This is a genomic window from Bradyrhizobium sp. AZCC 1678 (assembly GCF_036924765.1).
In the GTDB taxonomy this organism is placed as follows: domain Bacteria; phylum Pseudomonadota; class Alphaproteobacteria; order Rhizobiales; family Xanthobacteraceae; genus Bradyrhizobium; species Bradyrhizobium algeriense.
In genome coordinates, this window is the sequence record NZ_JAZHSE010000001.1 from 3,042,534 (window position 1) to 3,055,136 (window position 12,603).

The 12,603-nt window shown below is 62.9% G+C and carries 11 protein-coding genes and 2 pseudogenes; 4 read left to right on the forward strand and 9 right to left on the reverse strand.

The window, feature by feature from the left end; all coding sequences use genetic code 11:
* Positions 1 to 3 precede the first annotated feature (3 nt).
* From V1294_RS14475 to V1294_RS14500, 6 genes are all read right to left on the reverse strand, one after another.
* Entirely contained in the window at positions 4 to 792 is a 789-nt protein-coding gene (locus tag V1294_RS14475) for an ABC transporter ATP-binding protein (protein ID WP_334482776.1), read from the reverse strand.
* The gene (locus V1294_RS14480; RefSeq protein ID WP_334497973.1) at positions 780 to 1,835 is read right to left on the reverse strand and encodes a dihydrodipicolinate synthase family protein; all 1,056 of its coding nucleotides are present in this window, start codon (positions 1,833 to 1,835) and stop codon (positions 780 to 782) included. The genes V1294_RS14475 and V1294_RS14480 overlap by 13 nt, the downstream gene beginning before the upstream one ends.
* Positions 1,836 to 1,846: 11 nt before the next feature.
* A complete protein-coding gene (locus V1294_RS14485; protein ID WP_334497975.1) occupies positions 1,847 to 2,671 on the reverse strand; it encodes a GNAT family N-acetyltransferase in 825 nt (274 codons plus the stop codon).
* Positions 2,658 to 3,695, reverse strand: a complete 1,038-nt coding sequence (locus tag V1294_RS14490) for an NAD-dependent epimerase/dehydratase family protein (RefSeq protein WP_334497977.1) — start codon at positions 3,693 to 3,695, stop codon at positions 2,658 to 2,660. Before V1294_RS14490 ends, V1294_RS14485 begins: the two co-directional genes overlap by 14 nt.
* A gap of 13 nt (positions 3,696 to 3,708) precedes the next feature.
* Positions 3,709 to 4,479 (reverse strand): ABC transporter permease, encoded by a 771-nt coding sequence (locus V1294_RS14495; RefSeq protein ID WP_334482766.1) that lies wholly within the window; start codon positions 4,477 to 4,479, stop codon positions 3,709 to 3,711.
* Positions 4,480 to 4,567: 88 nt separating this feature from the next.
* The gene (locus V1294_RS14500; RefSeq protein WP_334497979.1) at positions 4,568 to 5,215 is read right to left on the reverse strand and encodes a TetR/AcrR family transcriptional regulator; all 648 of its coding nucleotides are present in this window, start codon (positions 5,213 to 5,215) and stop codon (positions 4,568 to 4,570) included.
* A gap of 99 nt (positions 5,216 to 5,314) precedes the next feature.
* Between V1294_RS14500 and V1294_RS14505 the strand changes: the two are divergent.
* A pseudogene (locus V1294_RS14505) lies at positions 5,315 to 6,320 on the forward strand (ABC transporter substrate-binding protein).
* Between the two features lie 196 nt (positions 6,321 to 6,516).
* On the opposite strand, the gene V1294_RS14510 reads toward V1294_RS14505, so the two are convergent.
* Complete coding sequence (locus tag V1294_RS14510; protein ID WP_334497981.1) at positions 6,517 to 6,999, reverse strand: MarR family winged helix-turn-helix transcriptional regulator; 483 nt, start codon at positions 6,997 to 6,999, stop codon at positions 6,517 to 6,519.
* 56 nt (positions 7,000 to 7,055) lie between these two features.
* Between V1294_RS14510 and V1294_RS14515 the strand changes: the two genes are divergently transcribed.
* Positions 7,056 to 7,484 carry a DUF1772 domain-containing protein gene (locus V1294_RS14515; RefSeq protein WP_334497983.1) on the forward strand — a complete coding sequence of 143 codons (429 nt, stop codon included), beginning with the start codon at positions 7,056 to 7,058 and terminating at the stop codon, positions 7,482 to 7,484.
* Positions 7,485 to 7,515: 31 nt separating this feature from the next.
* On the opposite strand, the pseudogene V1294_RS38005 reads toward V1294_RS14515, so the two are convergent.
* Positions 7,516 to 8,612: pseudogene (locus V1294_RS38005) on the reverse strand (Bug family tripartite tricarboxylate transporter substrate binding protein).
* Positions 8,552 to 9,325 (reverse strand): IclR family transcriptional regulator, encoded by a 774-nt coding sequence (locus V1294_RS14530; RefSeq protein WP_334497989.1) that lies wholly within the window; start codon positions 9,323 to 9,325, stop codon positions 8,552 to 8,554. Before V1294_RS14530 ends, V1294_RS38005 begins: the two are co-directional and overlap by 61 nt.
* Positions 9,326 to 9,470: 145 nt before the next feature.
* Between V1294_RS14530 and V1294_RS14535 the strand changes: the two genes are divergently transcribed.
* Positions 9,471 to 10,712 carry an acyl-CoA dehydrogenase family protein gene (locus V1294_RS14535; protein WP_334497991.1) on the forward strand — a complete coding sequence of 414 codons (1,242 nt, stop codon included), beginning with the start codon at positions 9,471 to 9,473 and terminating at the stop codon, positions 10,710 to 10,712.
* Positions 10,713 to 10,761: 49 nt separating this feature from the next.
* Entirely contained in the window at positions 10,762 to 12,582 is a 1,821-nt protein-coding gene (locus tag V1294_RS14540) for a flavin-containing monooxygenase (RefSeq protein ID WP_334497994.1), read from the forward strand.
* The last annotated feature ends 21 nt before the right edge of the window (positions 12,583 to 12,603 follow it).

Consider the following 12,603-nt stretch of genomic DNA (forward strand, 5'->3'; position numbering starts at 1 on the left):
GGCTCAAGCGCTAGGGCTCAATCCCAGGCTCGCATAAATCCGTCGCGCATAGGCGCCGAATTCATCCGTGGTCTTGATCGGCAACGCGCGCGGGAACGGCAGCTCGATCGGGAAATATTCCGCCATCCGCGCCGGGCCTGCGGTGAGCACAGCGCAATGCGAGGCGAGGAATACGGCTTCCTGGATCGAGTGCGTCACGAACAGGATGGTCTTGCCGCTCTCGCGCCAGATCCGCAGCATTTCGAGGTTCATCTGTTCGCGGGTGAGCGCGTCGAGCGCACCGAACGGCTCGTCCATCAGGATCAGTTTTGGGTCATGGATGAAAGCGCGCGCAATCGCTGTGCGCTGCTGCATGCCGCCGGACAATTGTTGCGGGTATTTGTCCTCGTAGCCGGCGAGGCCGACCAGGTTGAGCAGATCGCGGGCGCGGGCCCGCGCGGCCTTCATGGGCAGGCCGACGATCTCGGCCGGCAGCAGCACGTTGTCCAAGATGGTACGCCATTTCAGCAGCAGCGCCTGCTGGAACACCATGCCAATGTCGCGGGCCGGGTCGAACGGAGTCTTCGAATTGCCGATCTTGATCGTGCCGCCGTCGGCGTCATGCAGCCCGGCCAGGATCTTCAGCACGGTGGTCTTGCCGCAGCCGGAGGGGCCGACCAGCGAAACCAGCTCGCCTTCCTGCACGTCCATGGTGACGTCGGAGACGGCGAGGAACTCCGCGCCCTTGGAACGATAGACCTTGCGGACGTTCTGCAGGCTGATGAAAGGCTCGTCGGCGCTCATGCCAGCCATTTCTGCAAATTGTCTTTTACGAAGGCGTCGTCGGAGAGATCGGCATGCTCGCGGCAGACGCGGTCGATCTCCTGCATCTGGCCCGGGCTAAGCCCCTCCGCGGGATCGAGACACCAGAGGCCCTGCATCAATCCTTGCCGCCGCAGGATTTCATGGCAACCGGCGATGCAGCCGTGAAAATTGTTGGCGACGTCGAAGAACGCGCCGTTGCAATCGGTCACACGTGCATCGAGCGCCAGCAGGTCCGCCGGCACGCTGTCCTTGCCGCGCGCCGCCTTGCACATCTCGAACTGCTTGATTGCACTCGCGGTCCACACCGACCAGTGCCCGAGCAAGCCGCCCTTGAAATAGGCGCGGGTGGTGACGCCCTTGTCGCGCAGGTCGAAGGGCAGCATGAGGTCGAGCAGGATGTGATCGTCATTACCGGTATAGAGCGCGACGCGGTCAAGCGCGCCGGCGGCCGTCACGCCGCGCAGCACGTCGAGCGTCCGGTAGCGGTTGAAGGGCGCGATCTTGATGGCGATGACATTGTCGATGGAAGCGAAGCGGCGCCAGAAATCAGCGCTGAGGATGACGCCGCCGACGGCCGGCTGCAGGTAGAACCCGACCAGCGGAATCTCGCGGGCCACTGCCTCGCAATGGGAGATGATCTTGTCCTCGGATGCCGATTTCATCGCGGCAAGGCTGAGCAGCCCCGCGTGATAGCCGATGCCAACAGCGGTTTGCGCCTCGGTGATGGCCTGCTGGGTCGGGCCGGCGAGGCCTGCAACCATTGCGACCGGCCGCTTGGTCCATGAGGCCGCGGTCTCGGCCGCCAGCTCCAGCACCGGCCGATACAGGCCGACGTCGCGGATGGCAAACTGCGTGGTGTGGACGCCGACAGCCAATCCTCCGGCGCCGGCATCGAGATAATAGCGCGTCAAGGCGAGTTGATGCCGGACGTCGAGTGCGCGGTTGGCATCGAGCGCGAGCGGATGCGCCGGCAACACAGTGCCGTCGGCGATCAACTTCCGAACGTCGGCTTTGATTTCGCTATGATGCATCGCTGCTATTCCTATCCAAATTCCGGTCCCGCGACGGCGAACGGCAATTCCGCCGACAGCATGGTGGCGCGGCCGAAGCGCATGCGTTGAAACGGCCGTTCGATGTTCCAGCCCGAGCGGACGAGGCCGTCCAGAAATTCGTCCTGGGAGTGAGCGGCATCGATCAGCCATGGGCCGGCCTCGGAGCTAACGATGGCATCTATCAACGCCAGCGCTTGATCGGTCCGATCGGCCAGCAGTGGCCCGATATGCCGCGCGGTGCGTCCATCCCGGATCAGGGCCATCGCCTGGGTACGGGACACAACGCAGGAGCCAGACCGCACGGCGAATTCCGACAGCAATGTGCTGCGGTCGAATCCCATGGCGCTGGCATCACGCACTATCAATGCCTCGAGGTCGCCGGCCGAAAGCTGCTCTGTCGCTTTGGCTTCGCGGGGCCTTGCCAGCCGCAGCCGCCGCAATTGCAGCGTCGGTGTGAAGCCGAGAGGACCGTAGACGGCGGCACCGGCCGGCGTCGCGTCCAGCCAGGCCGTCAGGCCGCGCCGTTTCGCCACATCGAGGCAGGCATCGACGAGCCTCGTCGCAATGCCGCGGCGGCGAAAGTCCGCGGTCACCAGCACCATGCTGATCCAGGCATTGCCCGCCGAGTAGGGCAGCAGCGCTGCAGTCGCCACCAACCGCGCGCCGTCGCGCATACCGAACACAACGCCCTTGCTCAGGAAAAACCGCCAGTCGGCCTCGTTCTGGTTCCAGCCCGCTTCGGTCGACAGCGCCAGCCCGGCCTGTGCGTCGCCGACACCGAGCTCGACGATGTCGAGTGGCTCAATAGCGGCCATCGCGCACCTCGTATTTGGTGGGCTTGCCGAGGCTCGGCATCGATCGCGATACCCAGTCGGCGGTCCAACTGATGAGTTGCTCGGTATCGACGATCGGCAGGCCGAACAGTTTTACGGCCTGTGACGTATCGGTGAGCCAGGCCGTGGGCTCTTCGTTGCCGACAATGATGGGAGCGCGGCCAAAGCGTTGGCCGAACTTCGCGGCAAGATCGCGCACGGCAAGTATTTCGTGGCCGCTGACATTGATCGGCGAGGTCGGCGTATCGCAATGCGCCAGACACCGCAGCGCCTGTGCGGAAGCGTCGCCCTGCCAGATGAAATTGACATGGCCGAGGCTGACGTCGATCGGCCTGCCCTGCAGCACCTTGCTGGCGATATCGTGCAGCACGCCGTAGCGCATGTCGATCGCGTAGTTCAGCCGGAACAGCCGTCCGGGCGTCGAATACTTCTTCGAGAAATACTCGAACATGCGCTCGCGCCCGACGCAGGATTGCGCGTACTCGCCGGGCGGATTGGGCGCCATGTCCTCGTCCGAGCCCTTGCCGCTGACTGGCACGAACGGATAGACGCAGCCGGTGGAGAACGCGACGATGCGCGAACTCGCAAAGGCTTGCGCGACCAGGGCAGGGACGTGCGAATTCATCGCCCAGGTCAGCGAGAGATCGCCCTCGGCGCCGAATTTTCGCCCGGCCATGAAGACGATATTCGGAGCCTTCGGCAGCGCCTTGATGGCGGCCTCATCGAGCAGATCGCAATTGATTGTCTCGACGCCGCGCGCCTGCAGCCACTCCTTGACGGCGGGATCGCTGAAGCGGGCGACACCGATCACGCGACGATCCGGCACTGCGGCTTTCGCGAGACCCGCCAGCGTCGGCCCCATCTTGCCGGCGACACCCAAAACCATAATGTCGCCGTCGACCTTGCGGAGATCATCAATCAGTGCCTGGCTCGGGCGGCACAGCAGTTTGTCAAGCGCGGCGATATCGGCAATCGTTGCGGGCAGGGTGTCGCGCGTCAGCAGCATGTTTCTTCCTTTGTTACTGCAGCCGGATGTCACGGACGACGAACATCCGCTCCAGGCCGAGCACGAGCCCGTACAGCGCCACGCCCAGCAATGTCAGAAGCACGACAGCCATTACCATCGCGGGCGTATCGAGCGAGGACTGCACCTGGATCATGAGATAGCCGAGCCCGCGCTCGGAGGCGATGAATTCGCCGACGATCGCACCGGCCACCGCCAGGATCGCGCCGACCTTCATTCCCGAAAACACGTAAGGCAGCGCCCCCGGCAACTGGATCTTCCGGAACAGCGTCCACCGCGAGCCGCGCAGCGATTTCACGAGATCAAGCAAATCGGGCTCGACCTCGCTCAAGCCGCGCGCGGTCGTGAGCAAAATCGGAAAGAAGCAGATCGAAAACGCGATCAGGATGTTCGGGAATATCCCGTAGGAGAACCATACGATGAACAGGGGACCGAGCGCCACTTTCGGAATCATGTTCAACGTCACGAACAGCGGCAGCAGCAACAGGCTGATCAGCGGCGACCAGGTGAACATCACGGCCAGCATGATGCCGACCAGCGCACCAAGGCAGAACCCGCCGAGAATTTCGATGGCCGTCACCGCGAGGTTGGAAAGCCACGCATAGCTGGGCGAGCCGAGCGTCGCGACGGTCGCGAGCGGCGAGGGCAGGATGAATTTCGGCACCTGGAAGGCGTCGACCAATACCTGCCACAACACGATCACAGCCAGATGCACGATCAGGATGATCGCGAAAGACCGTGCCGATCCGCCGTCACCGCTGAACACCGTGCACTCCCTTTAGACGCGCAGCCGGTTCCCGGCCGCGTGGCGGCAATCTATCGCGGCCTTTCCCGGTAATCAACCATCTGGTTGATTAGGGCCGCAGCGAATGCATCACCAGATCCACCACATGCTTGCGGCGGGCCTGCCGGGCGGCCCGGCTCGACAGGTCCTTGCCGAAGATCGCCGACAGCGTCGGCGTGTTCGAAAAGTAGAAATAGCTGAGCCCGGCAATCGAGATATAGAGGTGCACCGGGTTGATACCCTTGCGGAATATGCCGGCCCTCACGCCCTCGCCGAGAATAGTCGAAACCAGGCTGACCAGCGGTGAATGCATCGCTTCGAGCTTTTGGGAGCCGCGCACGTGCCGGGCGCCGCCGCGGTTTTCGTCGTTCAGCAGCACGATGAAGTCAGGGTGTGCCGCGAGGTGATCAAAGGAACTCTCGATCAGCTTCTTGATGGCCTGTTCGGGCGGCAAACCCTCGAGGTTGAGCTTGCGCTCCTGGGCGCGGATCTCCTCGTAGACCCATTCGAGGACCGCCAGATAAAGCGCGTCCTTGTCGCCGAAGTAGTGATAGACGAGCTGCTTGTTGACACCCGCCCGTGCGGCGATCTCGTCGACCCGGGCCCCGGCAAGGCCGCTGTTGGCGAACTCGCGTCGCGCCGCAGTAAGCAATTTTTTGCGGGTTGCGGCCGGATCGCGCCGCTGCGGCTTGGTGTCGTCGATACGTTTTTTGGGCATTTCCAACCAAATAGTTGACAAGTCGTCTGGTCCCTTGTTGCATTGGTAGCGTCACGGGAACGCGGCGACAAGATCGGGTTGCAGAACGAGGAGGGTGCAATGAAGGCTTTGCGAATTGCGGGACTGGCGCTTGCGCTGGCTCTACCGGCCGTGCCCTGCGCCGCGGCCGAATCCGTCAACCTGATCCTGAACTGGACGCCGACGGCGGATCATTCGCCTTTTTACTACGCCAAGTCGCAAGGCTGGTACGAGAAGGCCGGCATCGACCTCACGATCGAGGTCGGCAAGGGATCCGGCGTTTTCCTCGCTGAAGGTCGGCTCCGGCGGCTCGCCGTTCGGCATCGCCGATCTCGCCACCATGCTGGTGGCGAAGAGCAAGGGCGCCGATGTGGTGGCGCTGATGAGCATCTACGCCAACACCGGGCAGACCTTCTACTGGCTGAAGAGCTATGGCGTGAACGGGCCGAAGGATTTTCCGAACCACAAGATCGGCAATCCGCCGGGCGACGCCTCGCGGGTGATGTGGCCGGCCTTTGCCAAGGCCGCCGGTATCGCGCCTGACTCGGTGAGCTTCGTCAATGTCGGCCCGACCGCAAAGATCGCGGCGCTGAAGAGCCACACTGTGGATATCATCAGCGACTTCTACAATGAGCACGATCTGAAGGTGATCGAGTTCGGTGCCGATCTCGGTTACGTCAACTGGAAGGATATCGGGCTGAACCCCTACGGCAATTCGCTGATCGTCAACGGCGCTTATTTCGCGAAGAACCCGAAACTGGTCGAGGAGTTCGTCAAGATCAGCCAGAAGGCCTACGCCGCCTGCGTCGCCGACGTCGCGCCCTGCCTCAAGGCACTGCTCGACCAGGCCTCCGGCCTCGACAGGGAAAACCAGCAGCGCCAATGGGAGCGCATTAAGTTCCTGATGACGGACGATTTCACCACGACCAAAGCGCTGGGCTGGATCGACGCCGAGCGGATGAAGAAGGACTACGAGCTGGTGCAGACCTATCTCGGCATGGAAAAGCCGTTCGATGTGAACACCGCATTCTCGGTCAAGATGCTCGATACGTCGATCAAGATGGATGCCAGCAAGGTCAAGAAGTGAAAGGTGGATGGGATCTCCGCCGTCATTGCGAGCGAAGCGAAGCAATCCATCGAGCAGCGCAGGCAGTGTGGATTGCTTCCGCCTTCGCCCTGCGAGCTACGGCGGACAAGTCGTCGCCGAGCCTGTCATCGGGCGCGCATTCGCGCGACCCGTTGACTCCTCGCAATGACGTTGAGGTGCGACGATCATTGACGGCTCAGCCGTTGTCGTCGTGGCCCTTGCCCAATTCCTGATCGAGCCGTTCGCATAATGTTGCGAGAAGGCGGCGGGTCTTCGCGAACTCCTCGGCGCTGATTCCCCTGGCCAGGGCATTTGCCCATGGCGCCTGTAACCGGCTCGCGGAACCAAAGGCATCTGCTCCCCGTTTCGTCAGCGCAACGAGATGCGCGCGGCGATGGTGCGGGTTGGGGCGCAGCTCAACGAGGCCATCTTGCCGCATCTCGTTGACGATGCGCTGAACGCCTTGGCGATTGAGTCCCATGTTCCGCGCCAGCCACGCCACCGGTTGCGGGCTCGGCGCCAAAGCGATGGCGCCCAGCACCTGCCAGCGTGCGCTGGTAAGGCCGAGATCGGACACAAGGCGGTCGCCAGCCGTGAGCAGGCGCCCGTTGAGCCGGAACACCGCAAGGACCAGGCCGGTCAGGGCGTCGCCGCCGGGCGTGTGTCGTTTGGCTATCATTGACAAATAGTAGTCAAGATGACAATATATTGTCAATATGTAATGTGGAGTGAGTCATGTTTGTGGGACAGCTTGCGACGATTGTCGCCGCCGCGTTCGCCGGGGCTGCGTTTTACGTCAATTTCGCCGAGCAGCCGGCGCGTCTCGGTCTCGATGACCGAGCCCTCTTGAAGCAGTGGAAGCTAAGCTACGACCGCGGCCTTCAGATGCAGGCGAGTGGCGCGGTCATTTCAGGCGTGCTCGGGCTGATCGCCGCCTGGCTGACGCAGGATTGGCGCTGGATTGTCGGCGCTGTGCTCATTCTCGCAAACTGGCCCTATACGCTGTTGGGCATCATGCCGACCAACCGCGCGTTGAAGGCGATTGTCGAGGAGGACGCCGGCTCCCAATCACGCGCGCTGATCGTGACGTGGGGAGGCCTGCACGCAGTCAGAACGGCGCTCGGGATCGCGGCGACGCTGGCCTACCTCTGGGCACTCAATTAGCGACAGGATCGGCGGTGCCTGCCAACCCGTGTCACTGCAGCGCCATGCCCGAGGTCGCGATCACTTTCGTCAGCTTCTCGTGGTCCGCCTTCATCAGCGTGGCCAGATCGGTAAGCGGCATCGGCTTGCCCGGGATGTTGGCGACCGCCAGCTGACGCTGCACCTCCGGATTCTGCAGCGCCTTGTTGATGCCGTCGTTGATCTTGCCAACGATGGCATCGGGCGTTCCCGCCTGAACATAGATGCCGTACCAAGGTACATAGGTGGCTTCCGGAAATCCCGCTTCCGCGATCGTCGGCACGTCAGGCAGGTCGGTGACACGCTTGTCCGTCATGACGGCCAGCGGCTTCACGCTCCTGCCTTGATGTGCGGCAATGCCAGTTCGAGCGAGACGATCTCGAAATGCATCAGGTTCGTCATCAGGTCGATCAGGGCCTGCGGCTGGCCCTTGTAGCCGACATTGGTCAGCTTGATGTTGGCGGCCTGGAACAGTTTTTGCGCGCTCAGGTCGATGGAGGAACCAGTTCCGGGATTACCGAAATTGAGTTCGCCCGGCTTCCTGCGCGCGATCTCGACGAATTCCTTGATGGTGCTCGCCGGCATCGATGGGTGGACCAGCGCCACGCTCTGATTCCAGGCGGCGAGGCCAACGCATTTGAGGTCCTTCAGCGCGTCCCAGCCGGCGTCCTTGTAGAGCGTCGGGTTGACCAGCGCCGCCGGGCCGGTGACGAGCCAAGTGTAACCATCAGGTTCGCTGCGCGCCACCGAGGCCGTGCCGATATTGCTGTTGCCGCCCGGCCTTGCCTCGACGACGACCGTCTGTTTCCAGTCGCGGCCGACCTGTTCAGTCACGGTGCGCGCGACGATGTCGACGATGCCGCCGGCGGGGTAGGGCACGATGATGCGGATCGGGCGGTTCGGATAATTGCTCTGCGCCTGTGCGGCATTGGCGAGCAGCATGGCAGAACCCACGGCGAAGCCCAGCACGGTTTTGATCCGGCGCATTCTTCCCTCCCCATATTTTACGCATCGTTCGAGCGATGCGCTTGCCCCTCTGGCGGGGGTATTCAGTCGTTGGCCACCAGCGAGCGGATGCTGCGCGCCAGGCCCAGCATGCGGGGGCCGCATTCGCGCTCGATCTGTTCGGCGTTAAAACGAAACGAGGGAATGCCGCAATTGACGGAAAGGCAGTCGCCCGACGGCGTGCGGTACAGCGGCGCGGCGACGCCGAAGATTTCGCGCCGCCATTCGCCGAGCGAGATCGCAAAGCCGCGCTCCTTGCAGAGCTCGACATCCGGCAGCGTCAGTGCCTGCACATAGTCAGCTTCTTCCGGCCGCTCGGCCTTCACGTTCGCCACATAGGCGTCGAGCTCTTCCTTGGTGAACAGCGACAGCAAGGCGCGGCCGACGGCGGTAGGCGCCAGCGAACTGGCAAAGCCGACATCCGGCAAATGCGTCACGGCGTCGGTGGTGCGCAGCGTCTCGACATAGATGAAGTCGAGGCCGAACGGCATCGCGATGGAAACCGTGCCCCCGGTGTAGGCGGCGAAATCGCGCATTAGGGGCCGCGCTAGTTGCCGCACCTTCAGCGCCGACAGCACGGGATAGGCGGCGGCGAGAATGCCAAGCCCGAGCTGGAAGCGTCCTTTGGCATCGCGCTTGAGATAGCCGAGTTGCGCCAGCGTGTAGGTCAGCCGCGACACCGTCGGCCGCGACAGGCCGGTATGCAGCGCGAGGTCGGCGTTCGACAGCGAGCCGCTACGGTTGCGGAACGCCGCCAGCACGTCGAGCCCATGCGCCAGCGTAGTCGCGAAGGAGGGATCTGCCTGGTCCTCCGGCATCCGGGACCTTGGGGGATCAATACTGGAAATCGCTGCCATGGTCGAAATTTGGTCATGGTTCCCTAATTCTGTCAATATATCGAAATGAATTTGCATATCGTGTCGATATACGCTTAGGTTTCGCCTCAAAAGGACGGGAGGCGACATGGATTTCGATCTTTCCGGTCGATCGGAGGCATGGCTTAAGAAGCTGCAGGCGTTCTTCGACCACGAAGTTCTGCCGCGCCACCGCGCCTGGCTTGCTCACGTCGCCAAGGGCGAGGCCGCGCCCTTCATGGGCGACCTTCAACGCAAGGCGCGGGCGGCAGGGCTGTGGAATCTCGGCCTTCCCGAACTGTCCGACGATGAGCCCGGCACCCGGCTTTCCAATCTCGAATATGCGCCGCTGGCGGAAATCATGGGCCGGCTGTTCTGGGCGCCTGAAGTCTTCAACTGTCAGGCGCCCGACGTGCCCAACATGATCGCGCTGCAGAGTTGCGCCACTTCCAAGCAGAAGGCGCGCTGGCTGCAGCCGCTGCTGGAAGCCAAAACCCGCTCGGCCTTCGGCATGACGGAACCTGACGTGGCTTCATCCGATGCCACCAACATCGCCACGCGGATGGTCCGCGACGGCGATGACTACGTCATCAACGGACGCAAATGGTTCATCACCGGTGCGGCGCATCCGAAATGCAGCTTCCTGATCGTGATGGGCGTGACCGATTCCGGTGCCGACCGCACCGGTCGCCATTCCTGCATCATCGTGCCGATGGATACGCCGGGCGTCCGCCTGGTGCGGCGGCTGCGCTGGATGGGATGTGAGGATCATGTCGCCCCGATCGGAGAGCTTGCCTTCGATAACGTTCGCGTACCCCGCGCCAACCTGCTCGGCGCCGAGGGCGAAGGCTTCAAGGTCGCGCAAATTCGGCTGGGGCCGGCCCGCATCCATCATTGCATGCGTTCGATCGGGCTCTGCGAGCTTTTGATCGAACTGATGATGGTGCGTTCATCGGAGCGCTCGGCCTTCGGACGCGCTGTGATCCAGTACGACACCGTGCAGCGTTGGATCGCGGAGTCCCGCGTCGAACTCGAACAGGCGCGGCTACTCGCCTATCGCTGCGCGTGGCGGCTCGATCAGGCCGGCCACCAGGACGCCTGGCGCGACGTGTCGCTGATCAAAGTCGCAGTGCCTGCGATGCTGCAGCGGATCGCCGACCGCGCCATGCAGGTGTTCGGCGCGATGGGCGGTTCGGATGACACGCCAATCCATCAGGCGCTGGCCTGGGGGCGTCTGCTGCGCATCGGCGACGGCCCCGATGAAGTCCATCTGCGCCAGATCTTTCGCATGGAGCCGATGCCGTCATGGTCGATTGCAAACTCGCCCTATCTGTCCGCACATCCGTCCTGAGCGGGTGGTAAGACAGAAACGTTTCGCAATTTTTGAAAGGCGTCTTCGGATGACGATCACAGATCAACCCCGGGCCGCGCAGAACGCTTCGATCGACAAGGAACGACTGCGCCAAAAGTATCTGGAAGAGCGCAACAAGCGACTCCGCGCCGACGGCAACGACCAGTATCTCCGCGTCGCGGGGCAGCTAGCGCATTATCTCGACGACCCCTATACGCCCGTCACCCCGCGCGATCCGAAGACCGACCATGTCACCTTTGCCTTTATCGGCGGCGGCTTTGCCGGGCTCGCCACCGCCGCGCGCATGTCGGAAGCCGGCATCAAGGATGTCAGGATCATCGAAAAGGGCGGCGACTTCGGCGGCACCTGGTATTGGAACAGGTATCCGGGCGCGCAATGCGATACCGCATCGATGGTGTATATGCCGCTGCTCGAAGAAACCGGCCACATGCCGTCGGAGAAATATGCGCATGCGCCGGAAATCCTCGCGCACTGCCAGCGCATCGGCAGGCAATACGGCCTCTACGAACACGCGCTGTTTCACACCGAGGTCGTAAGCCTCGATTGGGACGAGGCAAAATCGCGCTGGACCATCCGCACCAATCGCGGCGATGCCTTCACCGCGCAGTTCGTCGGCATGGGTACCGGGCCGCTGCACGTGCCGAAACTTCCCGGCATCGAAGGCATCGAGTCCTTCAAGGGGCACTCGTTCCACACCAGCCGCTGGGATTACGATTACACCGGCGGCGACCCCAAGGGCGCGCTGATGGAAAAACTGGCCGACAAGCGCGTCGGCATCATCGGCACCGGCGCCACCTCCGTGCAGTGCGTGCCGCATCTCGCGCGCGCCTGCAAGGAGCTCTATGTGTTCCAGCGCACGCCGTCCTCCGTCGACGTCAGAGCCAATGCGCCGATCGATCCGAAATGGTTTTCGCAGATCGCGACGTCAGGCTGGCAGCAGCGCTGGCTGGAGAACTTTACCGCCAACCAGGCCGGCGGCTCCGCGGAAGAAGATCTGGTGCAGGACGGCTGGACTGATTTGTCGCGGCGTATTCGCGCCAGGGTCATGGACCTGCCGCGTGAGCAGCGCACCCCGGCAAACATGCTGGCGGCGTTCGAGGATTCCGATTTCGAGAAGATGGAGGAAATCCGCGCGCGGGTCGACGCCATCGTCGGCGACCGCGAGACGGCCGCAAAACTCAAGGCCTGGTATCGCCAGCTCTGCAAGCGGCCGTGTTTCCATGATTCGTATCTGCAGGCCTTCAACACGCCGGGCACGTATCTGGTCGATACCGACGGCAAGGGCGTCGAGCGCATCACCGAGAACGGCGTCGTGGTTGCGGGCAGAGAATACAAGCTCGACTGCATCATCTACGCTTCGGGATTTGAGGTCGGCACCGAATACAAGCGGCGTGCCGGCTTCGACCTGACCGGTCGCGGCGGAGTGAAGCTGTCGGACCACTGGGCGTCGGGCATGCGTACCAAGCACGGCATCCACGTCCATGGTTTTCCGAATGCATTCTTCGTCCAGCCGACGCAGGGCGCCAATCTCATCTCCAACGTGCCGCATAATCTGACCGAGGCGGCGAAGACGATTGCGCTGATGATCCGGCATGCACAGGCGAACGGTTTTAAGGAGATCGAAGTCACCAGGGAAGCCGAGGACCGATGGGTTGAACTGCTGCTGACCGGCGCCGGCCTCATGATCGGCTCACCCGATTGCACGCCGGGCTACTACAACAATGAAGGGCGCGAGCCCGTTCCGGCGGCCAAGCTCAATGTCGGCCATCCGGCGGGGGCCATGGCCTATTTCAAATATATCGACGGATGGCGCAACAGCGGCCAGTTCGAGGGGCTGCAGTTCCGCTGACGTCGTTTTCGATTTTTGTTT